Here is a 26,188-nt window from a genome sequence, read left to right as displayed (position 1 = left end):
ACGACGATGATCGTCTGCCTGTTCCGTGATCATTTTTTAAAGCTGGCGTGACGGATTTGATTTCCGGCCAAGGATGACGATGTCGCGATTCCGGTCTTGGAATTGTTCAACACAGGAAGGAGGCCCGCATGTTCAGCCATATTCAGGTCGGTGCCCGCGATCTCGATCGCATGATTGCGTTCTATGACATGGTGCTTGCGCATGTCGGACTGCAGCGCCAGCCGGTCGAGCCTGACGGCGGTCCGCCAGGGGCGATCTGGCAGCGCCAGGGACAGCGTTGGCCGCAATTCGTCGTCCAGTTGCCGTTCAACGGACTGCCGGCCACCTGGGGCAACGGCTGGCAGGTGTCGTTTGCAGCCCCTTCGCAGATGGCGGTGCGGCTGGCCTGGGAAACCGCGCTGGCCCACGGCGGCATCGATGAAGGCGCCCCCGGCCTGCGGCCGAATTACAATGACGATTATTATGGCGCCTATTGCCGCGACCCCGAGGGCAACAAGCTGTGCTTCGTATATGCCGGCGGACTACCGTGAGGGCAGCTCGTCGTCGCCGCGATAGCTGAAGAACGACACGATCTGGTCGATGGTGCAGCCGTCTGCGGCCAGCGGGCAATGGACATATTCCAGTATCGTCATCCTGAAGGTAAACGGCATGGTCGGCGGCCCCTGCCGCAGATAGGCATGGCCGGTTTCCAGAACTTTCATTCGGCTGTCGATGATGATGCCGGCCCCCGGCAGCTCGGCGACGATGTCGTCAAGATAACGGTTCCTGGTCGGAACAGGAGAGGCATCCATCACATTCTGGCCGACCACCTTCATCTGGAACCGCACGCGACCCGCGCTGCGCTCCACGGCAACCAGCACAACGCCCGACAGCAGGACGGGAATCTTCATCGGATCGAAATCGTCCCTGCCCGGCAACCGGTCGGCGGGATGAATCTCCAGCATATAACGGATGAAGGCTGCCAGCCGCGGCGACTGCACCTTGGTCAGATAGCTGTTCAGCGCGGCGATATTTCGCTGCGGCAAGTCCAGCGGCTGGAAGGCGGCGTTCATGGCAAGGGTCTGGCGCATCGGTGAATACGACAGGAGTTATCTCTTGATAATCCCGGCGGGCCGATGATGTAGATCAACGGGCTGGATGAATCCCCCCGCATCTGCACCCGTGTTGCCGCCGGCCCACTCCCTGTTCCGTTGGACCGTTGTACCCGAAGACCCTATCCTTCAGCGTCTGATATTGATGATTTCCTGAAGCAGCTCATCCGCCGCCGTGATGATCCGCGCATTCGCCGAATAGGCCCGCTGCGCCACGATCAGCTTCGCGAATTCCTCGGCAATATCCACGTTGGAACCTTCGATCGCGGCCGACACGATATCGCCCGCGCCGCTGTCGCCGGGAAACTTCCACACAGCCGCCCCGGAGGCCGGAGTCGCGACAAAGGTGTTGCCGTCCGCCCGGTCGAGTTCGTCCGGATTTGCAAAGGTCACGATCGGCACCTGATACAGCTTTCGAACGTTGCCATTGTCGAAGGTGACGATGACCGCGCCGCTGTCGTCGATGGCGAGGCTTTTGAAATTGCCCTGCGGCGCGCCGTTCTGCTGGAAGTTATTCAGCGTCAGCGTGTCGCTGGCAAACTGGGTGGTGCCGTTCGTATTTCCATAGGCGCCGAGGTCGAGTTGGATGGTCTGGTTGCCGGAACCGAAATTGAGATTGAATGAGAAGGATGCATCGCCGTTCACGGCTGCCGGCGTTCCCGTCAGGCCGCCGGCCGTCGCCAGAGCGGAAATCGTGCCGGCTGCGACCGGCCCCATGCCCAGCGATCCGCCGAACTCCACGGTCGCCGGCCCCAGATTTGCCGGCGTGCTGCCGGGCGCATCGACTTCCAGCGTCCACTGGCCGGCGCCGATCCTGGTCCAGGTCAGACTCAGCGTGCGCTCGTTGCCCAGTGCGTCGTAGACCTGAATGGAATTGGCGGGCAGCTCCGCAGGCAGACCGCCGCCGGAACCGAGCGCTTCCGACGGCAGGTTCGCCGCATAATCCACCCTGCTGGTCCGCACCGGCGCATCGAGCAGATCAGAGACCCGCACTTCCGTCGCCCGCGACGTATCGGCCACCCCGGTGGCCGGATCGACGGGCCAGCCCTGCAGATAGTAGCCGGACGAATTCACCAGATAGCCCTGCGCATTCTGCGTGAAATCGCCGACGCGCGTGAAATAGTCCGTCGTCTCGAATGTCGGCAGCCCGGTTGCAGGATTGATTCCGGTGGCCTTCGAGACCGGCAGAAAGCCGCTGCCGGCAATCGCAATCGATGTCGTGGACGCCACCTGCGTGATGGCGCCCTGGACGCTGTTGGAAAAATAGGGCTGGTTGAGCACGCCACCCGGGGAATGCGTGTTCGACTGCGCGCTCGAATTGGTCACCAGGGTCTGGAAGCGCGACTGCACTCCCTTGTAGCCAGGGGTGCTGGCATTGGCGACGTTGTCGGCAATGAAGCCGATGGCGGCGGCCTGCGCATTCATCCCTGCAATCCCGGCCTGCAATGCACCACTGATCGACATGCGAAACGCTCCCCTCCAGTTGTCTGGAGCCCCGCATTGCAATCGGAGTGCCACCGGCCGAAATTTTGTTACCGGTTGAAATGTTAAGAAAAATTACCAAAAGGTTAATGCGACTTTACCCTGCCCGGTTACAAACAGGGAAAATCCTACCGGTTCATCAATGACTTGGCAGGGCTGTTTGTGCCCAGCGCGCAGGAACACAGCCTTATGTTTATCACTCGCAGGCTGATGCAACCGAATTGGTTAACAAGCCTGCATCGCCCGGTGACCGTCGTCACGGCAATTTAACTTGTACACAATTTAATTGTTCGCTATGTCTCTTCTCGCCAGCGGCACCCGCCCTCCTTCCCGACCGCTGGCTGAAGAGGAGAACACCCATGTCCATCACCCCGCTCTATACCACCTCCGCCACCGCCACCGGCGGCCGCTCCGGCAAGGTCACCTCGGCCGACGGCATCATCGACATGACGCTGGCCATGCCCAAGGAACTGGGCGGCCCCGGCAATGCCGCCAACCCGGAAACCTTCTTCGCCAGCGGCTATGCCGCCTGCTTCCAGGGCGCGCTCGGCCTGGTCGCTCGCAACCAGAAGGTCGCCCTGCCCGCCGGCAACACCGTCACGGTGACCATCGGCATCGGCAAGGACGAGACCAGCTTCGGTCTGAATGCGAAGATCGCCGTCGCCCTGCCGGGCATGGACAAGGCCCAGGCCGAGGCGCTGGTCGCCGCCGCGCACCAGGTCTGCCCGTATTCGAAGGCCACCAGGGGCAATATCGAGGCGACGCTCGAAACGACTGTGTAAACTGCGACTCGCGGCGCCGGGCCATATGGTTCCGGCGCCGCCTAATCGCCCGGGAATCCCATGTCCGCTGACGACCAGCTCAAGCTCGACAACCAGCTCTGCTTCGCGCTCTATGCCGCGTCCAATGCGATGGGCCGGCTGTATCGCGACAGGCTGGAGCCGCTCGGCCTCACCTATCCGCAGTATCTGGTCATGCTGGTGCTGTGGGAACAGGACGGGCTGACGGTGAAGCAGATCGGCGAGCGGCTGCATCTCGATTCCGGCACACTCACCCCCATGCTCAAACGCATGGAACAGGCCGGGCGGCTGCAGCGCGCCCGCGACCCGGACGACGAGCGCCAGGTCGTCATCGCCCTCACCGCCGAGGGCCGCAGGCTGAAGGCCGCCATGCGCAAGGTGCACAGCGATCTGGGCTGCCTGCTGCCGCTGGACCGCGCCGCGATCGGCCGCCTGCGTACCGAGCTGCGCGGCCTCGCCGACGGGCTGATGGCGTCAAAAGCCGAGTAATCCACAGTTCAGGCTGGTTCGCCGGGGCAAATATCCACAGCTTGAGCCCCACCCGTAGGGGGTTTGGGCTTGCTGGACCCACCAGATATTGCGATATTGCCCGCTCAGAATCAGAGTGAGGAACCCATGTCGCTGCTCGACTCCAAGCCGGTCTACAAGCCCTTCAAGTATCCGTGGGCCTACGAAGCCTGGATGACCCAGCAGCGCGTGCACTGGCTGCCCGAGGAAGTGCCGCTCGCCGACGATGTGAAGGACTGGCAGAAAAAGCTGACCCCGGGCGAGAAGAACCTGCTGACGCAGATTTTCCGCTTCTTCGTCCAGGCCGATGTGGAAGTGAACAACTGCTACATGAAGCACTATGCGCGGGTGTTCAAGCCGACCGAAGTGCAGATGATGCTGGCCGCCTTCTCCAACATGGAGACGGTGCATATCGCGGCCTATTCGCATCTGCTCGACACCATCGGCATGCCCGAAGAAGAGTATTCGGCCTTCCTCCGCTACAAGGAGATGAAGGACAAGTACGACTACATGCAGCAGTTCGGCGTCGAGACCAAGGCCGACATCGCCAAGACGCTGGCCGTGTTCGGCGCCTTCACCGAAGGCCTGCAGCTGTTCGCCTCTTTCGCGATCCTGCTGAACTTCCCGCGCTTCAACAAGATGAAGGGCATGGGCCAGATCATCTCGTGGAGCGTGCGCGACGAAAGCCTGCACACCAACTCGATCATCAAGCTGTTCCGCACCTTCGTGGACGAGAATCCGGAAGTCTGGAACGAGGAGTTCCAGCGCGATCTCTACGTCGCCTGCTCCACCATCGTCGACCATGAGGATGCCTTCATCGACCTCGCTTTCGAGATCGAGGGCGTGCAGGGCCTGACGGGGCAGGAAGTGAAGGACTATATCCGCTGGACCGCCGACCGCCGCCTGCTGCAGCTCGGCCTGCAGCCGATGTATCGGGTGGAGAAGAATCCGCTGCCCTGGCTGGATGCGATCCTCAACGGCGTGGAACACACCAACTTTTTCGAAAACCGCGCCACCGAATATTCCAAGGCGTCGACCCAGGGCAGCTGGGAAGAAGCCTTCGCCTGAGCGCGATTTTCCTTTCGGACAGCAGAACGGCCGGGCATGTCCCGGCCGTTTTGTTATAATGCCAGCATGACCTACAGCATCCGCCCGGGCCGCCGCGCCGAAGCCGACCTGCTGCGCGAGATCGAACGTGCCGCAGGGCAGGCTTTCATTGCCGCCGGCCATCCCGGCGTGGCCACTTTCGAACCCACGCATGGCGACGACCTGCGCGACGCGGTCGGCGACGGCTGCCTCTTCGTCGCCGTCGACCAGACCGACCATCCGATCGGCTTCCTGCTCTGCAGCGAACTCGACGAGGACCTGTATGTGCAGGAACTCAACGTACATCCCGATCATGCCGGGAACCGCCTGGCGGTGCCGCTGCTCGCCGCCGCCGACCGGCTGGCAAAGGGGCTGGGTCTTGCCGCGCTGACCCTGACCACCTTCCGCCATGTGCCGTGGAACGCGCCCTATTACGCCCGCCTGGGCTTTACCATCATCCCGGATGACGCGATCGGGCCGGATTTGCGTTTCGTGATCGCGCGCCAGCAGCAGGCCGGACTCGATGTCAGCCAGCGCGTGGCGATGCGACGCCCTCTGACCAGAGAGGCGGCGGCCTAGGCCGCCTTGCTGGCCGGCGACAGCAGGTCGCGGCGCACGGCGCAGCGTGCCACGGCTGGTCTTCAGCTGCGCGGCAAGCCGGCCCTGTTCCGCGGCCTCGACTGGCGCCGCAAGATGGCGCTGACCGAGCCCGAATAACTCAGCCGCGCAGGATATCCGCCGCCGGCACGCCATTATCGTCGGGGAACAGCCGCGCCATGACGGCACTGCCGTCGAGGCCGAAATGCGCCGCTGCCAGCGCCTTGTACAGCGCCGTCAGGCTCAGCGTCGGCATCACGTCGCGGCCCTGATAGAGCTGCGCCGGCCTGAGCCCCGGCCAGTCGGCATGGACGCGCCCGCCCTTCACCGCGCCGCCGAGCAGGAAACCGGCACCACCGGTGCCATGATCGGTGCCGCCCGAGCCGTTGGGCGAGGCAGTGCGGCCGAATTCGCTCACCGCCAGGATCGCGGTGTGGCGCCAGACCGGTTTCAATCCGTCGGCGAGCGCATCCAGCGCCTGCGACAGCGCATTGAACTGCTGCACCAGCCGGTTGGCTTCGGCGCTGTGGGTGTCAAAGCCGTTCATCTCGATCACCGCGATGCGCGGCCCGGCCGGTTGCGCCAGCCGTTCGGCCGCCAGCCGCGCCAGGTTGACAACGGCCTGCAGGTTGCCGGCGCGCGCCATCTCGCGCGGCTCCATCGCCGCCGCATTCTGATCCGTGGCCATCGCCTGGCCGAGCACGACATCCTCGCTCCACAGCGCCATCATGCGATCGACGAAGGCCGCCGGCGCGCCGGGCAGCGTATCGGGTGCTGAGGAATTGATGGCGACCGGGCCGCGCAGGGCAAACGGCACCGTGGCGCCGATCGCCAGCCCCTGCTTTCTGCGGCCGGTGGTGCGTTCATGTTCGGCCAGCAGGCGGTTGAGCCAGCCGGTGCTGTTGGAATTCGGCCGGTCGAGCCCGGCTTCCAGCACATCCTGCGCGGCGAAATGCGAACGCTCGCGATGACTGCTGGCGACGGCATGCAGCGGCAGCAGATCGCCCGCATCGTAATGGCGTTTCAGCGGCGCCAGGCTGGCATGCAGTCCGAAGACACTGTCCAGCATCAGCGGCGCCTGCTGGCCGAGGAATTCGCCACGCACCCGCGCATAACCCGGATCGCCCACCGGGATCAGCGCGGCGAGGCCATCCATGCCGCCGCGCAGGATGAAGAAGACGAAACGCTTCTCGGTTCCGGCCGCGGCAAAGGCGATGCGCGGCATCATGGCGGCAGCCGAACCAAGGCCGAGGAAGCGCAATGCATCGCGGCGGGTGGACTGCACGGTCATCTCCACTGGAATTCCGGCGCGGCCAGGATGGTGGCCACCGCGGCGGGCCGGCTTTCGGCGCGCTGCACCGCCAGCCGCGTGTCAACGCGCGCCACCGGACCGAGCGCCAGATCAAACAGGGCGAGCGGATCGCCGGGATCGCGGGCGCGCTGCGCGATGGCATAGGCCAGCTCGATGCGCTGACGCAGGGCATCGGGCGCCATCCACTCGCCGGCGCGGTCGGGCCAGCCGGCCGGCGATGGCGCCTGGAACGGGGCCTGGCCGAACTGGCGCAACAGGCCGATGCAGCGCGGCATCGGCATATCCGCGTTGCTGAGCCGCAGCGCGGCCAGCATCAGGTCGCGCGGATTGCGCAGCTTGCGGTATTGCGGGTCCCAGGCTTCGGGCAGCGCGATCAGCGTGAGCGCCAGCTGGCGCAGGTCGCCGCGGCTGTCGCGGAAACTTTTCGCCAGCGCGGCAACGGCGGCAGGCGGCGGATCGTCGGCGATGAAATGGCGCGCCAGTTTCTGCGCCACATGCTGCGCCGTGGCGGGATGACCGGCCAGCATCTGCAGCGCCGCCACGCCCTGGTCGGCGCTCTGCTGCGGGAATTCCTGGCCGAGCAGCGTCTGCGACCATGGCTCGTGCATGGCCTGGCGGAAGCAGGACACTCCCATCGTGCAGCCATCCAGCGGCGCGCGGCCGATCGACCAGCCGGTGAGAATCTTCGCCAGCGCGATCACATCGGCCTGACTGTAGCCGGCTGCCGGGCCGACCGTGTGCAGTTCGAGGATTTCCCGGGCGTGATTCTCGTTCAGGCCGAGCGGCCGCCGCTCGGCCAGGCGCGAGGAGGCGCCGAAGGACGAGGCATTGTCGAGATAGAGCAGCATCGCCGGATGGCCGGTGACGGCGAGCAGCATGTCGGCGAAACGGCCGAAGGCATGGGGCCGGATCGCCTCGCGTTCATAGGGACCGGCCAGCGCCAGCACGATCTGGTCGCGGCCGGAGACGGTGAAATGGTTGGCCCAGAACTGCACCCAGCGTTCGACGAAGGGGCTTTCGCTCTGCAGCTGGGCCTGCAGCAGCGCGGTCATCTCGGCCAGGATGCCCTGGCGCAATACCTCGCGCGCCGCCTTCTCGGCCTCGGCCTGATCCTGCTGCCGCGCCTGGCGATAGGCATAGAAGCCGGCGGCGCGGGCCTGTGCGCTCGGCAATCCGCTGAAGGCTGCCGGCAGCGGCGCGGCCGTGCCTTGCGGCGGAATCTGCCGTCGCAGCCAGGCCTCCGCGCCAGCATCCAAACCGGCTGCATCGGCGGGGCGGATGCCCAGCCCGAAGCGGTTGGCGGCATGGATGGCGGCGGCTGACAGCATGGGACCCCGGTTTCGGACAGGATACCCCATTGCACGCCGGCGGCGAACCGATCCTGCGGTTCAGGCCAGGATATCGATGAAGTGGCGGTCCATCTCGACGCTGGTGCGCAGCACCGCGAGGCTGGCGCCGGCCTGGATTTCCGCGCCTTTCAGCAGGGCGGCGGCCTCGGCCATGCTGTTCAGGTCGAGGCTGCCGCTGTTGACCGCCTCCACCGCGGCAACCAGCGCCTCGTCGGCCCGGCGCAGGCCGCCGAGCGCGGCGGAAATCGGAGACATGCCGGCGATTGCTGTCATGCTGCAAAGCTAAACCGGGCTGGAAATTTCCTCAACCCTGCCAGCAACCTGCCGCTGCGGGTGGGCGCGGCGGCGGGGAAGGCGCTATAACATCGGGGCCTCGATTCAGCTTGCCAGAGAGACATGTCCGCCCTCCCCGCCAATCCGCTCCTGCCGATCCCGATTTCCCTGTACCGCGAAGGCAATACCGGCATTCCCTATGCCCATATCCTCGACTCCGGCAAGCCCGGTCCGCAGGCGGCGATCACCGCGCTGGTGCATGGCAACGAGGTCTGCGGCGCCCATGCGCTGGACCTGCTGTTCCGCGAGAAATTCCAGCCCGCCGCCGGCCGGCTGACGCTGATCTTCTGCAACGTCGCCGCCTATACGCGTTTCGATCCCGAGGAGCCGACCGCCTCGCGCTTCGTCGACGAGGACATGAACCGCGTCTGGGGTTCCAATGCGCTGGACAGCAGCCGCCGCTCGATCGAACTCGACCGCGCCCGCGAGATCGAGCCGCTGCTCGCCGAGATCGACCTGCTGCTCGACCTGCATTCGATGCAGCAGCCCTCGCCGCCGCTGATGCTGGCCGGGCCGCTGCAGAAAGGCCGCGACTTCGCCGCGAAAGTCGGCGTGCCGGCCACCGTGGTGGCCGACCAGGGCCACAAGGCCGGCCTGCGCATGCGCGACTACGGCGGCTTCGGCGATCCGGACAGCGCGAAGAATGCCCTGCTGGTGGAATGCGGCCAGCACTGGGACCAGGCGAGCAAAACCGTCGCCATCGAGACCATGCTCCGCTTCCTGCATGCGATCGGCCAGGCCAGCGCGGCCGACCTGGCGCGCCACGGCCTGGCGCCGCAGCCGGCACAGCCGCAGAAATTCGTCGAGGTGACCGATGCGGTCACCATCGCCACCGAGACCTTCAGCTTCGCGCAGCCCTACAGCGGGCTGGAATCGATTCCGCAGGCCGGCACGGTGATCGCCCATGACGGCAGCACGCCGATCAAGACGCCTTACGACAACTGCGTGCTGATCATGCCGACCAAGCGGCTGAAGCCGGGGCAGACCGCCGTGCGGCTGGGCCGCTACATCGCCGCCTGAGCGAAAAGGTCCCGCCATGCTGCGCAACCTCGCCTCCAGCCTGCCGGCGCTGCTGATCGGCGCGACGGGCGGCGCGGTGTTCCTGTATCTGCGCATGCCGCTGGCCTGGATGCTGGGGGCGATGTTCTTCACCGGTATGCTGGCGCTGGGCGGGCTGGACAAGCGCATCACGCTGCGGGTGGAACCGCGGCTGCGCGCCGTGATGCTGGTGGTGATCGGCGTGATGCTGGGCAGCACCTTCAAGCCGGCGATGATCGACCGCGCCCGCGAATGGCTCGGGCTGATCGTGCTGATGCTGGTCTATATCCCGATCGTCACCGCGATCTGCTACGCGATCTTCCGCAAGGCGGCGCGGCTCGATCCGGTGACCGCCTATTTCTCGGCGGCGCCCGGCGGGCTGCAGGAAATGACCCTGGTGGGCGAGCATTACGGCGGCGACGGCCGCAGCATCATCCTGACCCATGCGCTGCGGGTTTTCCTCACCGTGATGACCGTGCCGGTGTATTTCCGCTTCGTGGAAAACCTGAACGTGCCGCCGATGGCGCAGGGCGCGCATGTCTGGCAGTTGCCGTGGCATGAGGGCGCGCTGCTGGTGGCCTGCGGCATCGCCGGCTGGTATGCGGCGAAATTCCTGCGCATCCCGGCGGCGCAGCTGGTCGGGCCGATGCTGGTCTCGGCCATCGTGCACCTGTTCGGCTGGTCGCAGGCGCCGCCGCCGCCCGAACTGGTGGCGGCCGCGCAGGTGGTGCTGGGCGCGGCACTCGGCTGCCGCTTCGTCGGCACGCCACTGAAGGAAGTCGGCCGCATCGCCACCTGGGCGGCCATCGCCACCTTCGCCATGCTGGCAGTGGCGGTCGGCATGACGGTCGCTTTCGCCGACTGGGCCGGCATCCAGACCGAAGCGCTGATGCTGGTGCTGTCGCCCGGCGGCATGGCCGAGATGAGCCTGGTGGCGCTCGGGCTGGGCGTCGAGGTCGCCATCGTGGCGAGCATGCATATCTTCCGCATCGCCGTGGTGGTGATTGCCGTGCCGCCGGTGTTCCGGCTGCTCGGGCTGAAGAAAACGCGCTGAGCGCGGGCTTAGCCGGCGCTTAGGCGCGGCTTATAGCGAGCTTATCCGGCTCTTATCGCGGGCTTATTCCGCACTAATTTCTGATCGACAAGGAATATCAGAGACTTGGATTGCACCGGCGCTGCGCGCCGCCGTGCCGGATGCATCCCGTTGGATACCGGTTGCGTCCCGTTCGGAGCCAGTTCGATCCCGTTGCGAGCCAGTTCGATCCGGTTCGATCCAGTTGAATCCCGTTCGATCCGGTTCGGTCCCGCTGCGACTGCATACAAACGCAAACTGCCGGCATGGCCGGCAGTGGAGGAGAGGATTCACGATGGGCAAGAACAATTAGCCAATAAGCCGGATGTGGCTTACACAAGTAAAAAATCAATAGGGGGATGTAAGATGGCCCTTCCACCACTTTACAAGTACCTTGATGCACGAGGTGCAAAGCTCACGCTCGGAAACGGTACTTTTAAACACGCTAAACCTTCGGATTTTAATGATGCCGAAGACCTAACTGTTCAAAGCATTTTTCAGGAAAGCACTGAAAGCGCACTCACAAAAATTTCAAGCGCATTTCCCGACATACTATTCAGGCACGTTAATCATCCTCCGACCTGCGATTCACCTATGAAACAGCAGGTGGAAATCCTTCAACGGGTATTTCTAGAGCGTCCGGATGCAATAGAAATTATTAAGGCCGAATGGAACAGAGAGGGACAAGAGCCGGTTTATGATCTTGAACATATGCACCAAGTTTGTGTCGATTTTATAAGATACATAAATGGCTTTTTACAGGAGCATCGCGTCTTGTGCGTTACTGTTCACAAAGAATCTGAAAAAATGTGGCACGAATATGCCGAAGGCCATAAAGGCATCGCGCTTAGAATTGAACCCAACGAGCAAAAAGATTCAAAGTTTAAGCTTTTTCGCCCAGTCCAATATCGCGAAACACGCCCGCCTTTTTATGAGGATTCTCTCGATTTCATTACAGGAGCTTTATTCGGCAACCAGCAGGCTCGGGCAACGGCCGCGCTGGATAAAATTGTTTATTCTAAAACATTGGCTTGGCAACACGAAGGGGAGTATCGGCTAGTAATACCGCTTCGTGAAGGTGAACAATGGAATACAGATAAATATCATCCTGAAGAAATAACAGAACTCTACCTTGGCATTTTAATGTCAGAGAATGACAAGGAAGAGATTATAGCTATGGCAAGAAATCGAAATCCTCAGATTGCAATCTTTCAGATGCGCCGCGACATGAACAACAAACTCATTGCCGATCAAATTTGAGCCCGTTCACGGCACTTTCTTCGTGATCTCCGGCATGGCGAAGTCGAAGTCGCAGCCCTGCTCGGCCTGCGTCACCGTATCGAAATAGAGCTTGTCGTAGCCGCGCCTTCCCTCGCCGGTCGGCAGCGGCGGCAGGGCGGCGCGGCGTTTTTCCAGTTCAGCCGCGTCCACCAGCAGATCGATGCGGCGACCTTCGGTGTCGAGCCGGATGCGGTCGCCGGTCTGCACCAGAGCGAGAGGCCCGCCGGCGGCAGATTCCGGTGCGATATGCAGCACGATGGTGCCATAGGCGGTGCCGCTCATGCGCGCATCCGAGATCCGCACCATGTCTTTCACGCCGGCTTGCGCCAGCTTTTTCGGGATCGGGATATAGCCGGCCTCCGGCATGCCCGGCGCGCCCTTGGGGCCGGCATTGCGCAGCACCAGGATATCGTCTGCCTTCACGTCGAGATCGGCTGAATCAAGCCGCGCCGCCATATCCGGCAGGCTGTCGAACACCACGGCGCGGCCTTCATGCTGCAAGAGGCTCTGCGTCGCCGCCGCCTGCTTGATGATGGCGCCATCGGGCGCCAGGTTGCCGCGCAGCACCGCCATGGCGCCGTTTTTATACACCGGCGCCGCCATGGTGCGGATCACGTCCTGTTTCCAGCCGGGTGGCATGGCGTCGATATTCTGGCCCAGCGTCCTGCCGGTCACCGTGAGGCAGTCGCGCTCGATCAGGCCACCCAGCTCGCGCAGGATCGGCGTCAGGCCGCCGGCCTTGTGCAGGTCTTCCATGTAATGCTGGCCGGTGGGTTTCAGATCGACCAGCACCGGCGTCTCGCGGCCCATTCTGTCATAGCCTTCGAGATCCACGGAAATACCGGAGCGACCCGCCATCGCCGTGAGATGGATCAGCGCATTGGTGCTGCCGCCGATGGCGAGCAGCACGCGCAAGGCATTGCGATAGGCGGCGGGCGTGAGGATCTTGTCCGGCGTCAGGCCCTCAGTTGCCATCGCCACCGCACGCGTGCCGGTCTGTTCGGCCAGGCGGCGTCGTTCGGCATGCACGGCCGGCACGGCGGCGCCGCCGGGCAGCATCATGCCGAGCGCCTCGACAGTGAGCGCCATGGTGCTGGCCGTGCCCATCACGCCGCAGGTGCCAATGGTGGGGGCGAGTTCGGAGTTGACCTCGCTGATTTCCTGGTCGTTCACCTCGCCGGCGCGATAGCGCGCCCAGAAGCGGCGGCAATCCGTGCAGGCGCCGAGCTTTTCGCCGCGCCACGATCCGGCCAGCATGGGTCCTGTTACGAGCATAATGGCCGGCACATTGGCGCTGGCGGCGCCCATGAGGAGCGCCGGCACGGTCTTGTCGCAGCCGCCCATCAGGATCACCGCATCCATCGGCTGGGCGCGGATCATTTCTTCGGAGTCCATCGCCATCAGGTTGCGCAGATACATGCTGGTCGGATTGGCGAAGCTTTCCTGGATCGAGATGACCGGAAACGGCACCGGGATGCCGCCGGCCAGCATGACGCCGCGCGAGGCGGCCTCGATCAGGTCGGGCACGTTGCGGTGACAGGCATTGTAGCCTGAGTCGGTATCGACGATGCCGATGATCGGGCGTTCCAGCGCCTCGTCTGTGTAACCCAGTGCCTTGATGAAGGCCTTGCGCAGGAAGACAGAGAAGCCGGCATCGCCGTAATTGGCGAGATTGCGCTTCATACCAGTGGGCTTGTCGGCCATCGTTTCACTCCCTCGAATAGGCTTTACTTAGCGCGCCAGCAGGCCGAGCGCCAGCGGCGCCAGAATGGCGGTGAGCAGCGCATTCAGCCCCATGGCGATGCCCGCGAAAGTCCCGGCCAGCGCGTTGACCTGAAAGGCCCGCGCGGTGCCGATGCCATGGGAGGCAAGGCCAACCGCGAAGCCGCGCGCCCGCCAGTCGGTGACGCGCAGCAGGTTGAACAGCGGCGTGACGATGATGGCGCCGAGAATGCCGGTGAGCGCCACCATCACAGCGGTCAGCGCCGGGTCGCCGCCCATGGTGGTGGCGATGCCCATGGCGACCGCGGCGGTGACCGATTTCGGCGCCATCGCCACCAGCAGATCCTGCGGCAGGCCGAGCAGCGCGCCGGTCAGCAGCACGCTGCCGAGCGCCACCACCGAGCCGACCAGCAGCGCGGCCAGCATCGGCACCGCCGTGCGCAGCACGGTTTTGCGATGCTCCCAGAGCGGAAAGGCCAGCGACACCGTGGCCGGGCCGAGCAGGAAATGCACAAACTGCGCGCCCTCGAAATAGGTGGCGTAGGGCGTGGCGGTCGTCCACAGGATCAGGCCGATCAGCCAGATGCTGTGCAGCACCGGATTGGCGAGCGGATGCCGGCCGGTGGCCTGCGAGACGCGATCCGCCGCCACATAGGCCGCCAGCGTGACGGTGAGCCAGAGCAGCGGCGACCGCGACAGGAAGACCCATAATTCGAATGGCGCGGCGCTCATGCGGCTTCGCCTTTGTCGCCGGTGAGGCGCAGCACGAGCTTGAAGGTCAGCAGGGTGGCGACCAGGGCGGCGATGGTGGAGACCACCAGGGTGATCGCCAGCGGCAGGGCATAGGCGCCGAAGACATCGAGCCGCTGCACCACACCGACGCCGGCCGGCACGAAGAGCAGCGACAGATGCGCGAGAATCGTGCGACCGGTGGCTTCCAGCACGGGGCCGGTGAGCGTGTCCGGCAGGCGTTTGCGGAAACGCTCGCGCAAGGCCAGCAGGAGCAGCATCAGCACCAGGCCGAGCACCGGTCCGGGAATGGGCAGCCCGATGCCACGCGCCAGCGCTTCGCCGGCCAGCTGGCAGAGCAGGATGGTGGTGAGCGCGGCGATCATGGGGGAAGTGTCGCGCAGGATCGCCGCGGGGGCAATTATCCGCAGCAGCCTGAATTGCTCATATCGTCACCCTCGGATTTATTCCGAGGGTCCATCCCATGGCCATGGCATGCGGGATGGTGCAGATGGATCCTCGGATCAAGTCCGAGGATGACGTTTATGGTGTGGCGATCGGCGCGCCCTACCCTATGTCCTCACACCACCTGCGGCTTCTGCAATGGCTTCTGGGCCAGGATGAACAGGCGGCGGAAGGGAAACAGCGTGCGGCCGTCGGCTTCCTTGCCGTAATGCGTCACCACGCGCTGGCGGTAGTCGGCCTCAAACGCGCTGCGCTCGGGCTCCTCCAGGCGGTCGAGGAACTGCTTGAGCCAGGTGCCCTTGGTGTATTCCGCCACCGGATTGGCACCCGACAGCACCTGCAGGTAGTCGGTCTCCCAGATTTCCAGCGACGCGGTGATCGTGCTGAGCATGCGCCAGTAAGCCGCCGGTTCGGCGACCGGGCGGCGGCGCAAATGCGGCTCCAGCTTCGACCGCCAGGGCCCCAGCTCGATGGTGTCGACGATGCACATATGCGAGGGCGCGCCGAAATTGCGCGGCATCTGGATCGCCAGCCAGCCGCCGGGCTTCAGGCAGTCGAGCAGGCCGGGAATCAGCGTTTCGTGATTGTCGAGCCAGTGCAGGGTGGCGTTGCTGTACAGCAGATCGACCGGTTGCGCCGGACGCCAGGTCGCCACATCGCCTTCGACGAAATCGGCGGCCGGATAATCCAGCCGGGCTTTCGCCAGCATGGTGGCCGAGGAATCGACGCCGGTATGCCGGGCCTGCGGCCAGCGCTGCTGGATCAGCGGCGTCAGGTTGCCGGCGCCGCAGCCGAGATCGACCACCCGCTCGGGGGCCACCAGCGGCACCCGGGCCAGCAGGTCGACGGCCGGGCGGAGGCGCTCGCCGGCGAATTTCAGGTATTGCGTCGGGTCCCAGGTCATGGACACTAGGGTATCCGAGGAAACGAAACCGGCAAGGCCAATGTGATGAATTCTTCTCAAGAGACGCTCGATTACGCTCAACCGTTAGCGCTGACCGGCATGACCGTGAAGCCCGACTATATCGACGGCAACGGCCATATGAATGTCGGCTATTACAACGTGATCTTCGACCAGGCGCTGGACGAGCTGCTCAAGCCGCTCGAGCTCGACTGGTCCTACATGAAGCGCACCAACTTCTCGACCTTCGCGCTGGAGACGCATGTCTGCTATCTGCAGGAAGTGGTCGAGGGCGATACGCTGTCCTTCACCTTCCAGCTGCTCGGCCATGACGCCAAGCGGCTGCACTGTTTCCTGGAAATGCATCACGCGGAGAAAGGCTATCTCGCCGCGACCTCGGAACAGATGCTTCTCAACGTCGACATGGCGACGCGGCGCAGCGCGCCCTTCCCGCCGGATTATCAGGCGCTGCTGGCGAAGCTGTGGGACGGCCACAGCAAACTGCCGCGGCCGCCGCAGGCGGGAAAAAGCATCGGCCTGGCGAAGAAGGGGTAAAGGCGCCTGCTCCTACAAGTCCGTCATGCCCGGACTTGATCCGGGCATCTCAGGCAGAACGGCGAGAGATCCTCGGCCAGGAAGCATTTCTTGGGCCCGGGGACGACAGCTACTTCGTAGCCGTCGGCTTGATCTCGACTTCCACGAAGGCCATCGGCCTGGTACCGGCGTTGAACACATCATGCGCCACGCCCTTGGGCCGCGAATAGCTGCCGCCGGCCTGCATCTCGACGATGCTTTCCTTGCCGTCCTTGTCGAGCAGCCGCATGGTCGCATCGGTGAGATAGGTCACCGTGTAGGGATATTCATGCACATGGAAGCCGGTGGAAGCGCCGGGGGCGAAATCCCAGCGCGTGATGCGCACGCGCTCGTCGTCGGCCTGCTGGGTGGGAACGGCGGAAGCGTCTGTCGTCTGGCACATGCGGGGGCTCTCCTGTTTTCTGCCCCGATCCTAGGCCGCGGCGCCGGAGCCGGACAAGCGCCGAATTGTCGCGCTGCAATCGGGCGAAAATTGTCACGTTACGATCGTCATCCCCGGGCTTGTCCCGGGGATCCATCCGCCGGTTCTGTCAGGTCATGACCACGCCGCAAGGGAGATGGACCCTCGGGACAGGCCCGAGGGTGACGAACTTATACTGATCTAATCCTGCGTCTTCTTTTTGCGCAAACTGGCGCGCAGCGGCCGGCCCTGCGCGATCGCCTTCAGCATGCCGCGGAAGGTGTGCACCTCCTGGCTGGCCAGCGGCACGCGCTGCAAAGCCGAACGCAGGTTGCGCAGAATGGCGCCGCGCTTGGGCTCGACATTGTGGAAAAACGCCGACTGATTCAGCTCGTCCACGATATGGTCGAACAGGCCCTGCAGTTCCTCCTGCGTGGCGAAGCCGCCGCGCACGGTGTCGAGCCGGCTCGGCGCGGTGTCGTCGCTTGCTGTGAACCATTCATAGCCGAGCAGCAGCACGGCCTGGGCCAGATTGAGCGAGGAAAAGCCCGGATTGAGCGGCACCGAGATCGCGGTATGGGCCAGCGCGACATCCTCGTTGTCCAGCCCTGTGCGCTCGCGGCCAAAGAGAATGCCGACGCGGAAGCCGTCTTTCTCCTCGGCGCGCATGCGATGGGCGGCCTCGCGCGGCGTCACGACTTCCTTCATCATGTCGCGATGCCGCGCCGTGGTGGCGTAAATCCGGTGCAGGTCGGCGACGGCCTCCGCGGTGCTTTTGAACACGCTGACCGCATCCAGCACCGGATCGGCCTTGCTGGCCAGCACGTAAGCGGCGGGATTGGGCCAGCCGTCGCGCGGATTGACCAGGCGCAGTTCGGTGATGCCGCAATTCAGCATGGCCCGCGCGGCGGCGCCGATATTCTCGCCGAGCTGCGGCTCGACCAGCACCACCACCGGCCCGCGCCGCAGCGGCCCGGGCGGTGCGTATTTCCCCAGCTTGGGACGATTGGTGCCGGTCATTACTTGCTGGGCTGGGCGCCGTCGCGCAGCAGCTTCCACTGGATCGAATCCATCAGCGCCACGAAAGCGGCGTCGATGATATTGGGCGACACGCCGACGGTGAACCAGCGATTGCCCTCCCCATCGGCACTCTCGATCATTACCCGCGTGGTCGCCTCGGTGCCGCCGTTGAGGATACGGACCTTGAAATCGACCAGCCGCAGGTCGTCGATATAGCCCTGGTAGCGGCCGAGATCCTTGCGCAGCGCATTGTCGAGCGCGTTGACCGGGCCGTTGCCTTCCGCCACCGAAAACAGCGTCTGGCCGTCGACATCCAGCTTGACGGTCGCTTCGGAGATGGTGACCAGTTCGCCGCGCGCATTGTGGCGACGTTCCACCATCACGCGGAAGCTGCGGATCCTGAAAAATTCCGGCATCTGGCCAAGGGCGCGGCGGGCCAGCACCTCGAAACTCGCCTCGGCGCCGTCGTAGGAATACCCTTCCGCCTCGCGCTGCTTCACATCGTCGAGCAGCGCATTGAGCCGGCTGTCGTTTGCGTCGTATTTGATACCGGCCTCGTTCAGCCGCACCAGCAGGTTGGAGCGGCCGGCCTGGTCGGAGATCAGGATCTTGCGCGTGTTTCCCACCGTCTCCGGCGGGATGTGTTCGTAGGTGCGCGGATCCTTCATCACCGCCGAGACATGCAGCCCGCCCTTATGGGCGAAGGCCGAGGCGCCCACGTAAGCCGCGTGGCGGTTCGGCGCGCGGTTGAGCAGTTCGTCGAGGATGCGCGACGTGGCGGTCAGATGCGTCAGGTCCTGCGCGCTCAGGCCGATATCGACATGCTCGGCGAACCACGGCTTGAGCATCAGCGAGGGGATCAGCGCGATCAGATTGGCATTGCCGCAGCGCTCGCCCAGGCCGTTCAGCGTGCCCTGCACCTGGCGCACACCGGCCCTGACGGCAGCCAGCGTGTTGGCCACCGCATTCTCGGTGTCGTTATGGGTATGGATGCCGAGCCGCGCGCCGTCGCCCAGCTTCGCCACCACCTCGCCGGTGATGCGCTCGACCTCCCAGGGCATGGTGCCGCCGTTGGTGTCGCACAGCACCGCCCAGCGCGCGCCGGCATCCAGCGCGGCTTTCACGCAGTCGAAAGCGAATTGCGGGTTGGCCTTGTAGCCATCGAAGAAATGCTCGGCATCGAACATCGCTTCGCCGAGTTTTTTATGCGCGGCGGCGATGCTGTCGGCAATCAGCTCCAGATTTTCGGCCTTGCTGATGCCGAGCGCGACATCGACCTGGAAATCCCAGCTCTTGCCGACCAGGCAGGCGGCATCGGCGCTGGCATTCAGGATGGCGGCGAGACCCGGATCGTTCTCGGCCGAGCGGCCCGGCCGTCTGGTCATGCCGAAGGCGACGAATTTGCTGCGCTTCAGGCCCGGCTTGGCGGCGAAGAATTCGGAATCGGTGGGATTGGCGCCGGGCCAGCCGCCTTCGATATAGGCGACGCCGAGCCGGTCGAGTGCCCCGGCAATGACGCGCTTGTCCTCGACGGAGAAATCGACGCCCTGCGTCTGCGCACCGTCGCGCAATGTCGTGTCGAACAGATAAACGCGGTCCCTGGCCATAATCCTCAAACTCCACTCAGCCGCTTCGCGACACGGTCGCGGCCGATCAGCGGCAGCAGCGGCGCCATTTCAGGCCCCTTGTCGCGCCCGGTCAAGGCCAGGCGCAGCGGATGGAACAAAGCCTTTCCCTTGGCGCCGGTCCTGGCGGAAATTGCCTGGGTCCAGGCCTTCCAGGTGGCGCCGTCCCAGGGTTCGGCCGGCAGGGTCTCGGCGGCAGCAGCCACCACCGCCGGGTCTTCGATGACCGTTGCGATCTCACCGCTCACCACCGGCCACCAGTCGGCCGCTTCGACCAGCCTGCCGATATTGCCACGGATGGCGAGCCAGAAAGCCTCGGTGGCGCCCGCCGGCAGGCGGTCGCGCACCGTATTGAAATCGCTGGCATGCAGAATCCTGGCATTGAGCAGGTCGAGTTCATGCGGATCGAGCCGGGCCGGCGCGCGGCTGAAACGGCCGAGGTCGAAACCGGCGACCAGCGCCTGCACATCCAGCTGCGGTTCGACCGGATCGGCGGAGCCAAGCCGGGCCAGCAGCGAATTGAGTGCCATCGGCTCATAGCCCTGCTCGCGCAGATCGGCGAGCGACAGCGAGCCGATGCGCTTGGACAGGCCGGCGCCCTCGGCATCCAGCAGCCAGGAGAAATGCCCGAAGACCGGGACGGCATAGTCCAGCGCGGCAAACAGCTGAATCTGCGCCGCCGTGTTGGTGACATGGTCTTCGCCGCGGATCACATGGGTGATGCCGAGATCGCCGTCATCGACCACCGAGGACAGGGTATAGAGCGGATAGCCGTCGGAGCGCACCAGCACCGGATCGCTCAAACTCGCCATGTCGATCTCGACACGGCCATGGATCAGGTCATCCCAGGCGGTGACGCCATGATCGAGCCGGAAGCGCCAGTGCGGCCTGCGGCCTTCGGCTTCGAGTTTGGCACGATCGGCATCGGTGAGCTTCAGCGCGGCGCGATCATAGACCGGCGGCCTCTTCCGGCTGAGCTGGATCTTGCGGCGCAGTTCGAGTTCTTCGGGGGTCTCGTAGCAGGGATAGAGCCGGCCGCTCTGCTTCAGCTTCCCGGTCGCCGCCGTATAGAAATCGAAACGCTCCGACTGCCGGGCGAAGCGATCCCAGCCGAGGCCGAGCCAGCGCAGGTCAGCTTCGATACCCTGGGCGAATTCAGACGTCGACCGCGCGGCATCGGTGTCATCCAGCCGCAGCAGGAAGCTGCCGCCATGCTTGCGGGCGAACAGCCAGTTAAGCAGCGCGGCGCGCGCATTGCCGACATGCAGCCGGCCCGTGGGGCTCGGCGCGAAACGAACCGAGACATCAGTCATTTCGACTGGTCCCGGAAGGCGTTGGTAATCGGGTAGCGACGGTCGCGGCCGAAATTGCGGGCGGTCAGCTTGACGCCGGGCGGCGCCTGGCGCCGCTTGTATTCGGCGATGTAGAGCAGGTGCTGGATGCGGCGCACCACATCCTCGGGCTGGCCCGATGCCACAATCTCGCGCACCGGCATTTCCTTTTCCACCAGCATTTCGAGGATGGCGTCGAGCTGTTCGTAGGGCGGCAGGCTGTCCTGGTCGGTCTGGTTGTCGCGCAGCTCGGCGGTCGGCGCGCGTTCGATGATGGCGGCCGGGATCACCACGCCCTCGGGGCCGAGGCTTTCCAGCGGGCGGTTTGTATTGCGCCAGTGCGACAGCGCATAGACCGTCATCTTGTAGACGTCTTTCAGCACGCTGTAGCCGCCGCACATATCGCCGTAGAGCGTGGCATAGCCGACCGACATTTCCGACTTGTTGCCGGTGGTCAGCACCATGTGGCCGAACTTGTTGCTGAGCGCCATCAGGGTGACGCCGCGGATGCGCGACTGCAGATTCTCTTCGGTGATATCCGGCTTTGTATCTTTAAAAGCGGGGCCGAGCATGGCTTCGAAGGCCTGATAGGCCGGTTCGATCGGGATGGTCTCGTAGGGCACGCCCAAGGCTTTGGCGCAGGCGGCGGCATCGTCGAGGCTGCGTTTCGATGTGTATTTCGACGGCAGCATGACGCAGCGCACGCGCGCAGGCCCCAGCGCATCGACCGCCACGGCGGCCGAAAGCGCGGAATCGATACCGCCCGAAAGGCCGAGCACCACGCCGGGAAAGCGGTTGCGGTTCACATAATCGCGCAGCCCGACCACCATGGCCTGATAGGTGCTGGAAAGATTGTCGAGCGGCTGCTCGATCACGCCTCGTTCGCAGACCCAGCCGTCATTGCCGCGATGCCAGTCGGTGATCCCGAGGTCATCGATGAAATCGGGCTGGCGCACCGGCAGGCTGTGATCGGCATTCAGCACGAAGCCGCCGCCATCGAACACCAGTTCGTCCTGGCCGCCGGTGCGGTTGACATAGAGCAGCGGCAGGCCGGTCTCGACCACGCGGGCGATCCCGAGCGGCAGGCGCTGGTCCCATTTATTCGCCTCGTAAGGCGAGCCGTTCGGCACGATCAGCATTTCGGCGCCGGTCTCGGCCAGGCATTCGGCCACATCGGGCAGCCACATGTCTTCGCAGACCATGACGCCGAGCCGCACGCCGCGGAACACCATCGGCCCGGGCAGCGGCCCGGCGGCGAAATGGCGCTTCTCGTCGAACACGCCGTAATTCGGCAGTTCGTGCTTGTGGCGCACCGCGGCGATCTCGCCGCCATCGAGCAGCAGCGCCGAATTGTACAGGTTGCCTTTTTCGCGCCAGGGCGAGGTGACCAGCAGGGCCGGGCCGCCATCGGCGGTCTGCACCGCCAGTTCGCGCACTGCCGCCTCGCAGGCTTCCTGCACCGAGAGACGCAGCACCAGATCTTCCGGCGGATAGCCGATGATCATCAGTTCGGGAAAAACCACCAGATCGGCCTGCGCGGCAGCGGCACGGGCGCGCGCAGCCTCTACCAGCCGGCGATTGCCGGCAATGTCACCCACGGCCGGGTTGATCTGGGCCATGGCGATGCGGAGGCGGTCAAGCGGAACGGCGGACATCTGGGACAGCGGGGTTAAATGCTTGCGGGACGGATACTTACCCTTACAGCGGGGGTATCTCAAGGTGGGAGAGTGTAGCGCGCCGGGCACCGGCCGGACTAGTACCGTAACCAGCCCCGGGACGGTGGAAATCGCATGGCGGCGCGAAAAATTGCCGGCATACCGGCCAGGAACCGCGCCGCAACCCGCCACCGGCACGCCAGCAGATCAATCCACACCCATGTGACATCGTGAAACGCAGGGTTGCCCATCGCCGGCCCGTGTCCCAAATCCGCATTCCATGCGGCTTGACGCTGATCAATGCCGATGACCGGAAAGCTGTCATGCTGATGCCGTCTAATCGTTTCAGGAGTGCAACCCCTCAGGAGACCGTCACCATGCCTGTCGCACAAACCGCCAAAGCCACTGCCTTCGAACCCGCCGCCGCACTGGCCGCCAATTTCACCGATGCCCAGGAGCGCAGTGCCGCCACCTTCGCCCGCGCCTATGACGTGCTGGCCAAGACCACCCAGGCGATCTGGGAAAGCGAACCCGAACTGCTCAAGCTGGAAAGCGACCAGCTGATGAAGAGTTTCGCGCCGCTGAAGACCGGCGAGAATCCGGTGGCCGGCCTTACGGCCTATTGCGAGCAGATGCATGAAGGCTCGGAGCGCATGATCGCCCGCATGCGGCATATCAACGATCTGGCCTGGGGCTGCGGCTGGCAGATCGCCGCCATCTATGCCGAGGGCATGCAGGATATGCTGAAAAATGCCCAGGCCCAGGTGAAGACCGCCACGGAGACGGCACGCGGCAAGCCGGCCTAACACTCCGGCTGCGACGGCCTGGCATTTATTGGATCGCAATGTATGAATGAGTCGCGCCCGGTATCATTGATCCCGGCAGGCCTGGCTGCTGCGGGCCGCCCGGACGCACACCCCGGAACCATGCCCGGAACCATGCCTGGAACCATGCCTGGGGCCGTGTCCGGTGAGCCGCTGGCCAAGATCATCGACCGTACGCTGCATGCCCAGGCCGCCAGACTGACCGGCGGCCTGGCGCCCTCGGCGCTCTGGGCCGCGTATCTCGACTGGGCAGCGCATCTGGCGCTCTCGCCGGGGCAACAGATTTTCCTGGCCGTGAAGGCGGCCCGCAAGCTGTCGCGGCTCGCCGCGTATATGAACCGCTGCGCCCTGCAGCAGGGCGACACCGCGCCCTGCATCGAACCGCTGCCGCAGGACCGCCGCTTCGCCGCCCCGGCCTGGCAGCAATGGCCGTTCAACGTGCTCAGCCAGGCTTTCCTGCTGCAGCAGCAGTGGTGGCACAACGCCACCACCGGCGTGAGCGGCATGACGCAGCAGCACAGCAATCAGGTCGAATTCGCCTCGCGCCAGATTCTCGACATGATGGCGCCATCGAATTTCCCGTGGACCAATCCGGAAGTGCTGCAGCGCACGATGGAGCAGGGTGGCCAGAACCTGATCCGCGGTTGGCAGAGTTTCATCGACGACTGGCAGCGTCAGGTTACCGGCCGCAAGCCGGCCGGCGCCGAGGATTTCACCGTTGGCGAAAACATCGCCGCCACGCCGGGCAAAGTGGTGTATCGCAATGCCCTGATCGAACTGATCCAGTATGCGCCGCAGACCGGCGAGGTGCGGCCCGAGCCGATCCTGATCGTGCCGGCCTGGATCATGAAATATTACATCCTCGATCTGTCGCAGCAGAATTCGCTGATCCGCTATCTGGTTGGCCAGGGCTACACGGTGTTCTGCCTGTCATGGAAGAATCCGGATGCCGGCGACCGCGATCTCGGCATGGAGGAATATCGCACACTGGGCGTGATGGAGGCGCTGGATGCGGTGAACGCCATCGTGCCGCGGCAGAAGGTGCATGCGGTGGGCTATTGCCTGGGCGGCACCCTGCTGCTGATCGCCGCCGCCGCCATGGCACGCGATGGCGACGACCGGCTGAAGACCATCACCCTGCTGGCGGCGCAGGCCGATTTCACCGAGGCCGGCGAACTGACGCTGTTCATCACCGAAAGCCAGCTCGACTTCCTCGACGATGTGATGTGGCAGCAGGGTTATCTCGATTCCCGCCAGATGGCCGGGGCCTTCCAGATCCTGCGCTCGAACGACCTGGTCTGGTCGCGTCTGGTGCACAACTATCTGATGGGCGAACCGCGCCGCATGACCGACATGATGGCGTGGAATGCCGATGCCACCCGCATGCCCTATCGCATGCATTCGGAATACCTGCGCAGACTGTTCCTGCATAACGACCTGGCGGAAGGCCGTTTCGTGGCCGGCGGGCGTCCGGTGGCGCTGAGCGACATCCGCGTGCCGGTCTTTGCCGTCGCCACCGCCTGGGACCATGTCGCGCCGTGGCGCTCGGTCTACAAGCTGCATCTGCTGACCGATACCGACATCACCTTCCTGCTCACCACCGGCGGCCATAATGCCGGCATCGTGTCGCCGCCCGGCGGCCCGGTGCGGACCTACCAGGTGATGGCGAAAGGCCATGCCGACCGCTACATCGATCCCGATGCCTGGCTGGCTGCGGTGCCGAAACAGGACGGCTCGTGGTGGCCGGAATGGCAGGGCTGGCTCCATGCCGCTTCCGGTGCCCCGGTTACGCCGCCGGCGATGGGCGCGGCCGCCGCAGGCTATGCCCCGCTGGCCGATGCGCCGGGCAGTTACGTACTGGTGCCTTAGACCCGCGACCGCCTGCCGCGACGTCATCCGTCGGCAGCCCTTCCTAAGCAGGGCGAATTTGCCTTAACTACCTCCCAGAAAACAGGGAGGCCGCCATGTCCAAGAATATGCAAGTCCTGATGAAGCAGCACCCCAAGGGCTGGGTGACCGAGCAGGATTTCGAGATCGTCGAGCGCGACGCGCCCAAGCCCGGCGCCGACCAGGTGCTGGTGCGCAATATCTATCTCTCGCTCGATCCCTACATGCGCGGCCGCATGGACCCCGTGCGCAGCTATGCCGCGCATCTCAGCCCCGGCGACATGATGGGCGGCGGCACCGTGGGCCAGGTGATCGAAAGCAACGTGGCGTCCCTGCCCGTCGGCACCTATGTGAACGGCATGCTGGGCTGGCAGGCCTATGCCGTCGCCAAGGCGAACGAGCTGCGCGTGCTCGATCCCAGGGTGGCGCCGGTTTCCACCTCGCTCGGCGTGCTCGGCATGCCCGGCTGCACGGCGCATTACGGCCTGATGCAGATCGGCGAGCCCAAGGCCGGCGAGACCGTGGTGGTTTCGGCCGCCAGCGGCGCCGTCGGTTCGGTGGTCGGCCAGATCGCCAAGATCAAGGGCTGCCGCGTGGTCGGCATCGCCGGCGGCAAGGACAAATGCGATTACGTGGTGAACGAACTCGGCTTCGATGCCTGCATCGACTACAAGGCGCCGGACATGCAGGCCGCCTTCAAGGCGGCAACGCCCGACCGCGTCGATGTCTATTTCGAGAATGTCGGCGGCGAGATCATGGAAATGGTGTTCAACCGCCTGAACAGCTTCGCCCGCGTCGCCATCTGCGGCCTGATCGCCCAGTATAACGGCCAGCCCTATCCCTTCACCGGCATGCGCCACATCCTGGTCAATCGCGCCAAGGTGCAGGGCTTCATCATCTCCGAGCATATGGGCTACTGGCCCGGCGCCATCGGCGAGATGGCCGGCTGGATCAGGGCCGGCAAGCTGAAATACAAGGAAGACATCGCCGAGGGCCTGGCCAATGCGCCGAAGGCCTTCATCGGGCTGCTGTCGGGCAAAAATTTCGGCAAGCAACTGGTGCGCGTGGCCCCGGAAACGCTGTAACC

27 protein-coding genes are annotated in these 26,188 nt (G+C 64.7%); 13 read left to right on the top strand and 14 right to left on the bottom strand.

The window, feature by feature from the left end; translation table 11 throughout:
* Positions 1-128 precede the first annotated feature (128 nt).
* Positions 129-530 carry a VOC family protein gene (locus tag OJJ21_RS20245; RefSeq protein ID WP_297689264.1) on the top strand — a complete coding sequence of 134 codons (402 nt, stop codon included), beginning with the start codon at positions 129-131 and terminating at the stop codon, positions 528-530.
* On the opposite strand, the gene OJJ21_RS20240 is transcribed toward OJJ21_RS20245, so the two are convergent.
* Both OJJ21_RS20240 and OJJ21_RS20235 read right to left on the bottom strand, forming a co-directional pair.
* Positions 522-1,070 (bottom strand): hypothetical protein, encoded by a 549-nt coding sequence (locus tag OJJ21_RS20240; protein ID WP_297689262.1) that lies wholly within the window; start codon positions 1,068-1,070, stop codon positions 522-524. The two genes, OJJ21_RS20245 and OJJ21_RS20240, sit on opposite strands and share 9 nt — an antisense overlap.
* Positions 1,071-1,220: 150 nt before the next feature.
* Positions 1,221-2,555: a flagellar hook protein FlgE gene (locus tag OJJ21_RS20235; protein WP_297689260.1), complete on the bottom strand. Its 1,335-nt coding sequence runs from the start codon at positions 2,553-2,555 to the stop codon at positions 1,221-1,223.
* A gap of 377 nt (positions 2,556-2,932) precedes the next feature.
* Here OJJ21_RS20235 and OJJ21_RS20230 point away from each other — a divergent pair, with 377 nt between their 5' ends.
* The 5 genes from OJJ21_RS20230 (at position 2,933) to OJJ21_RS20210 (ending at position 5,683) form a co-directional block, all read left to right on the top strand.
* Positions 2,933-3,355 carry an organic hydroperoxide resistance protein gene (locus tag OJJ21_RS20230; RefSeq protein WP_297689258.1) on the top strand — a complete coding sequence of 141 codons (423 nt, stop codon included), beginning with the start codon at positions 2,933-2,935 and terminating at the stop codon, positions 3,353-3,355.
* Between the two features lie 60 nt (positions 3,356-3,415).
* Positions 3,416-3,862 (top strand): MarR family transcriptional regulator, encoded by a 447-nt coding sequence (locus tag OJJ21_RS20225; RefSeq protein WP_297689256.1) that lies wholly within the window; start codon positions 3,416-3,418, stop codon positions 3,860-3,862.
* Between the two features lie 126 nt (positions 3,863-3,988).
* A complete protein-coding gene (locus OJJ21_RS20220; protein WP_297689254.1) occupies positions 3,989-4,948 on the top strand; it encodes a ribonucleotide-diphosphate reductase subunit beta in 960 nt (319 codons plus the stop codon).
* Positions 4,949-5,014: 66 nt separating this feature from the next.
* Positions 5,015-5,545, top strand: coding sequence for a GNAT family N-acetyltransferase (locus OJJ21_RS20215; protein WP_297689252.1), 531 nt, complete (start codon positions 5,015-5,017; stop codon positions 5,543-5,545).
* Between the two features lie 6 nt (positions 5,546-5,551).
* Positions 5,552-5,683, top strand: coding sequence for a hypothetical protein (locus OJJ21_RS20210; protein ID WP_297689250.1), 132 nt, complete (start codon positions 5,552-5,554; stop codon positions 5,681-5,683).
* Between the two features lies 1 nt (position 5,684).
* Here OJJ21_RS20210 and OJJ21_RS20205 read toward each other — a convergent pair whose 3' ends face one another.
* From OJJ21_RS20205 to OJJ21_RS20195, 3 genes are read right to left on the bottom strand one after another with little or no spacing between them, the layout of a single operon-like run.
* A complete protein-coding gene (locus tag OJJ21_RS20205; RefSeq protein WP_297689248.1) occupies positions 5,685-6,848 on the bottom strand; it encodes a DUF1501 domain-containing protein in 1,164 nt (387 codons plus the stop codon).
* Between the two features lie 2 nt (positions 6,849-6,850).
* Positions 6,851-8,203: a DUF1800 domain-containing protein gene (locus tag OJJ21_RS20200; protein WP_297689246.1), complete on the bottom strand. Its 1,353-nt coding sequence runs from the start codon at positions 8,201-8,203 to the stop codon at positions 6,851-6,853.
* Between the two features lie 60 nt (positions 8,204-8,263).
* Entirely contained in the window at positions 8,264-8,479 is a 216-nt protein-coding gene (locus OJJ21_RS20195) for a hypothetical protein (RefSeq protein WP_297689244.1), read from the bottom strand.
* Positions 8,480-8,620: 141 nt separating this feature from the next.
* On the opposite strand from OJJ21_RS20195, the gene OJJ21_RS20190 reads away from it, so the two are divergent.
* The 3 genes from OJJ21_RS20190 (at position 8,621) to OJJ21_RS20180 (ending at position 11,927) form a co-directional block, all read left to right on the top strand.
* Positions 8,621-9,577 carry a succinylglutamate desuccinylase/aspartoacylase family protein gene (locus OJJ21_RS20190; protein WP_297689242.1) on the top strand — a complete coding sequence of 319 codons (957 nt, stop codon included), beginning with the start codon at positions 8,621-8,623 and terminating at the stop codon, positions 9,575-9,577.
* A gap of 16 nt (positions 9,578-9,593) precedes the next feature.
* Complete coding sequence (locus tag OJJ21_RS20185; protein WP_297689240.1) at positions 9,594-10,649, top strand: AbrB family transcriptional regulator; 1,056 nt, start codon at positions 9,594-9,596, stop codon at positions 10,647-10,649.
* A gap of 105 nt (positions 10,650-10,754) precedes the next feature.
* Positions 10,755-11,927 carry a DUF2971 domain-containing protein gene (locus OJJ21_RS20180; RefSeq protein ID WP_297689238.1) on the top strand — a complete coding sequence of 391 codons (1,173 nt, stop codon included), beginning with the start codon at positions 10,755-10,757 and terminating at the stop codon, positions 11,925-11,927.
* Positions 11,928-11,933: 6 nt separating this feature from the next.
* Here the strand turns inward: OJJ21_RS20180 and OJJ21_RS20175 are convergent, their stop codons facing one another.
* The 4 genes from OJJ21_RS20175 to OJJ21_RS20160 form a co-directional block, all read right to left on the bottom strand.
* A complete protein-coding gene (locus OJJ21_RS20175; RefSeq protein WP_297689237.1) occupies positions 11,934-13,652 on the bottom strand; it encodes an IlvD/Edd family dehydratase in 1,719 nt (572 codons plus the stop codon).
* Positions 13,653-13,679: 27 nt separating this feature from the next.
* Positions 13,680-14,402, bottom strand: coding sequence for an LrgB family protein (locus tag OJJ21_RS20170; protein WP_297689236.1), 723 nt, complete (start codon positions 14,400-14,402; stop codon positions 13,680-13,682).
* Positions 14,399-14,785 carry a CidA/LrgA family protein gene (locus OJJ21_RS20165; protein WP_297689235.1) on the bottom strand — a complete coding sequence of 129 codons (387 nt, stop codon included), beginning with the start codon at positions 14,783-14,785 and terminating at the stop codon, positions 14,399-14,401. Before OJJ21_RS20165 ends, OJJ21_RS20170 begins: the two co-directional genes overlap by 4 nt.
* 194 nt (positions 14,786-14,979) lie before the next feature.
* The gene (locus OJJ21_RS20160; RefSeq protein WP_297689233.1) at positions 14,980-15,768 is read right to left on the bottom strand and encodes a methyltransferase domain-containing protein; all 789 of its coding nucleotides are present in this window, start codon (positions 15,766-15,768) and stop codon (positions 14,980-14,982) included.
* A 45-nt stretch (positions 15,769-15,813) separates the two neighbouring features.
* Between OJJ21_RS20160 and OJJ21_RS20155 the strand changes: the two genes are divergently transcribed.
* A complete protein-coding gene (locus OJJ21_RS20155) occupies positions 15,814-16,320 on the top strand; it encodes a thioesterase family protein (RefSeq protein ID WP_297689231.1) in 507 nt (168 codons plus the stop codon).
* A 109-nt stretch (positions 16,321-16,429) separates the two neighbouring features.
* On the opposite strand, the gene OJJ21_RS20150 is transcribed toward OJJ21_RS20155, so the two are convergent.
* The 5 genes from OJJ21_RS20150 to OJJ21_RS20130 all read right to left on the bottom strand — a co-directional run bounded on the left by OJJ21_RS20150 (position 16,430) and on the right by OJJ21_RS20130 (position 22,390).
* The gene (locus OJJ21_RS20150) at positions 16,430-16,741 is read right to left on the bottom strand and encodes a cupin domain-containing protein (RefSeq protein WP_297689229.1); all 312 of its coding nucleotides are present in this window, start codon (positions 16,739-16,741) and stop codon (positions 16,430-16,432) included.
* A gap of 219 nt (positions 16,742-16,960) precedes the next feature.
* Positions 16,961-17,779, bottom strand: coding sequence for an RNA methyltransferase (locus OJJ21_RS20145; protein WP_297689227.1), 819 nt, complete (start codon positions 17,777-17,779; stop codon positions 16,961-16,963).
* Positions 17,779-19,386 carry a citramalate synthase gene (gene cimA / locus OJJ21_RS20140; RefSeq protein ID WP_297689226.1) on the bottom strand — a complete coding sequence of 536 codons (1,608 nt, stop codon included), beginning with the start codon at positions 19,384-19,386 and terminating at the stop codon, positions 17,779-17,781. The genes OJJ21_RS20145 and cimA overlap by 1 nt, the downstream gene beginning before the upstream one ends.
* Positions 19,387-19,391: 5 nt before the next feature.
* The gene (gene gltX, locus OJJ21_RS20135) at positions 19,392-20,717 is read right to left on the bottom strand and encodes a glutamate--tRNA ligase (RefSeq protein WP_297689224.1); all 1,326 of its coding nucleotides are present in this window, start codon (positions 20,715-20,717) and stop codon (positions 19,392-19,394) included.
* Complete coding sequence (locus OJJ21_RS20130) at positions 20,714-22,390, bottom strand: NAD+ synthase (protein ID WP_297689222.1); 1,677 nt, start codon at positions 22,388-22,390, stop codon at positions 20,714-20,716. The genes gltX and OJJ21_RS20130 overlap by 4 nt, the downstream gene beginning before the upstream one ends.
* Before the next feature lie 377 nt (positions 22,391-22,767).
* On the opposite strand from OJJ21_RS20130, the gene OJJ21_RS20125 reads away from it, so the two are divergent.
* The 3 genes from OJJ21_RS20125 (at position 22,768) to OJJ21_RS20115 (ending at position 26,186) form a co-directional block, all read left to right on the top strand.
* Positions 22,768-23,196 carry a hypothetical protein gene (locus OJJ21_RS20125; RefSeq protein WP_297689220.1) on the top strand — a complete coding sequence of 143 codons (429 nt, stop codon included), beginning with the start codon at positions 22,768-22,770 and terminating at the stop codon, positions 23,194-23,196.
* A gap of 144 nt (positions 23,197-23,340) precedes the next feature.
* Positions 23,341-25,083, top strand: a complete 1,743-nt coding sequence (locus OJJ21_RS20120; RefSeq protein WP_297689218.1) for an alpha/beta fold hydrolase — start codon at positions 23,341-23,343, stop codon at positions 25,081-25,083.
* Positions 25,084-25,178: 95 nt separating this feature from the next.
* On the top strand, positions 25,179-26,186 hold the full coding sequence (locus OJJ21_RS20115; protein WP_297689216.1) for an NADP-dependent oxidoreductase: 1,008 nt from the start codon (positions 25,179-25,181) through the stop codon (positions 26,184-26,186).
* Positions 26,187-26,188: the final 2 nt, after the last annotated feature.

This window comes from Ferrovibrio sp. (assembly GCF_025869515.1).
Lineage (GTDB): Bacteria > Pseudomonadota > Alphaproteobacteria > Ferrovibrionales > Ferrovibrionaceae > Ferrovibrio.
Note: the sequence above shows the minus strand (reverse complement) of the source record. Positions and strands in the feature narration are given on the sequence as shown.

Excerpts from the sequence above, each read along its gene's own strand:
- OJJ21_RS20245 (WP_297689264.1), top strand. The coding sequence starts at position 129 with ATGTTCAGCCATATTCAGGTCGGTGCCCGCGATCTCGATCGCATGATT.
- OJJ21_RS20240 (WP_297689262.1), bottom strand. The coding sequence starts at position 1,070 with ATGCGCCAGACCCTTGCCATGAACGCCGCCTTCCAGCCGCTGGACTTG.
- OJJ21_RS20235 (WP_297689260.1), bottom strand. The coding sequence starts at position 2,555 with ATGTCGATCAGTGGTGCATTGCAGGCCGGGATTGCAGGGATGAATGCG.
- OJJ21_RS20230 (WP_297689258.1), top strand. The coding sequence starts at position 2,933 with ATGTCCATCACCCCGCTCTATACCACCTCCGCCACCGCCACCGGCGGC.
- OJJ21_RS20225 (WP_297689256.1), top strand. The coding sequence starts at position 3,416 with ATGTCCGCTGACGACCAGCTCAAGCTCGACAACCAGCTCTGCTTCGCG.
- OJJ21_RS20220 (WP_297689254.1), top strand. The coding sequence starts at position 3,989 with ATGTCGCTGCTCGACTCCAAGCCGGTCTACAAGCCCTTCAAGTATCCG.
- OJJ21_RS20215 (WP_297689252.1), top strand. The coding sequence starts at position 5,015 with ATGACCTACAGCATCCGCCCGGGCCGCCGCGCCGAAGCCGACCTGCTG.
- OJJ21_RS20200 (WP_297689246.1), bottom strand. The coding sequence starts at position 8,203 with ATGCTGTCAGCCGCCGCCATCCATGCCGCCAACCGCTTCGGGCTGGGC.
- OJJ21_RS20195 (WP_297689244.1), bottom strand. The coding sequence starts at position 8,479 with ATGTCTCCGATTTCCGCCGCGCTCGGCGGCCTGCGCCGGGCCGACGAG.
- OJJ21_RS20190 (WP_297689242.1), top strand. The coding sequence starts at position 8,621 with ATGTCCGCCCTCCCCGCCAATCCGCTCCTGCCGATCCCGATTTCCCTG.
- OJJ21_RS20185 (WP_297689240.1), top strand. The coding sequence starts at position 9,594 with ATGCTGCGCAACCTCGCCTCCAGCCTGCCGGCGCTGCTGATCGGCGCG.
- OJJ21_RS20175 (WP_297689237.1), bottom strand. The coding sequence starts at position 13,652 with ATGGCCGACAAGCCCACTGGTATGAAGCGCAATCTCGCCAATTACGGC.
- OJJ21_RS20170 (WP_297689236.1), bottom strand. The coding sequence starts at position 14,402 with ATGAGCGCCGCGCCATTCGAATTATGGGTCTTCCTGTCGCGGTCGCCG.
- OJJ21_RS20165 (WP_297689235.1), bottom strand. The coding sequence starts at position 14,785 with ATGATCGCCGCGCTCACCACCATCCTGCTCTGCCAGCTGGCCGGCGAA.
- OJJ21_RS20160 (WP_297689233.1), bottom strand. The coding sequence starts at position 15,768 with ATGACCTGGGACCCGACGCAATACCTGAAATTCGCCGGCGAGCGCCTC.
- OJJ21_RS20155 (WP_297689231.1), top strand. The coding sequence starts at position 15,814 with ATGAATTCTTCTCAAGAGACGCTCGATTACGCTCAACCGTTAGCGCTG.
- OJJ21_RS20150 (WP_297689229.1), bottom strand. The coding sequence starts at position 16,741 with ATGTGCCAGACGACAGACGCTTCCGCCGTTCCCACCCAGCAGGCCGAC.
- OJJ21_RS20145 (WP_297689227.1), bottom strand. The coding sequence starts at position 17,779 with ATGACCGGCACCAATCGTCCCAAGCTGGGGAAATACGCACCGCCCGGG.
- cimA (WP_297689226.1), bottom strand. The coding sequence starts at position 19,386 with ATGGCCAGGGACCGCGTTTATCTGTTCGACACGACATTGCGCGACGGT.
- gltX (WP_297689224.1), bottom strand. The coding sequence starts at position 20,717 with ATGACTGATGTCTCGGTTCGTTTCGCGCCGAGCCCCACGGGCCGGCTG.
- OJJ21_RS20130 (WP_297689222.1), bottom strand. The coding sequence starts at position 22,390 with ATGTCCGCCGTTCCGCTTGACCGCCTCCGCATCGCCATGGCCCAGATC.
- OJJ21_RS20125 (WP_297689220.1), top strand. The coding sequence starts at position 22,768 with ATGCCTGTCGCACAAACCGCCAAAGCCACTGCCTTCGAACCCGCCGCC.
- OJJ21_RS20120 (WP_297689218.1), top strand. The coding sequence starts at position 23,341 with ATGCCTGGGGCCGTGTCCGGTGAGCCGCTGGCCAAGATCATCGACCGT.
- OJJ21_RS20115 (WP_297689216.1), top strand. The coding sequence starts at position 25,179 with ATGTCCAAGAATATGCAAGTCCTGATGAAGCAGCACCCCAAGGGCTGG.